At 64.1% G+C, this 527-nt stretch carries 1 pseudogene; it reads right to left on the reverse strand.

Annotated elements, in window-relative coordinates:
• Positions 1–13: 13 nt before the first annotated feature.
• A pseudogene (locus FK530_RS25450) lies at positions 14–527 on the reverse strand (glutamine synthetase beta-grasp domain-containing protein); the annotation flags it as partial.

A 527-nucleotide genomic window follows, 5' to 3' on the forward strand; every position in this document is an offset into this window, starting at 1 on the left:
AGATCAACTACCCGAAACGGTAGTTGATCTCGTGCTGCCCGGCGGAGCCGACCTCGTGGTGGGCGCGCTCGATGTCGAGGCCCACGGCCTGGAGGTTCCTGACCATCTGGTCACGCAGGTCGACGAAGTGGTCATTGGGGGAGACCGGGAAGTATCCCCCCTTCACGCCCAGCTTGTAGCCCAGGTTGCCGCCCTCCTCCTCGCGTCCGGTGTTCCAGAACGCCTCGGCGGAGTCCACGGAGTAGAAGGTGTACTCGGGCTTGACCTGGTAGCGCACGTCGTCGAAGAGGTAGAACTCTGCCTCGGCGCCGATGAAGCAGGTGTCGGCGATCCCGGTGGACTTCAGGTAGGCCTCGGCCTTGGAGGCCACCTGGCGGGGGTCACGCGAGAAGGGCTCGTCGGTGAAGGGGTCCACGATCGAGAAGTTGACGATCAGCGTCTTCGCCTCACGGAACGGGTCGAGGAAGGCCGAGGTCGGATCGGCAATGAGCTTCATGTCCGACTCGTGGATCGCGGTGAAGCCACGC

The organism is Tsukamurella conjunctivitidis (genome assembly GCF_007858475.1).
GTDB lineage: Bacteria > Actinomycetota > Actinomycetes > Mycobacteriales > Mycobacteriaceae > Tsukamurella > Tsukamurella conjunctivitidis.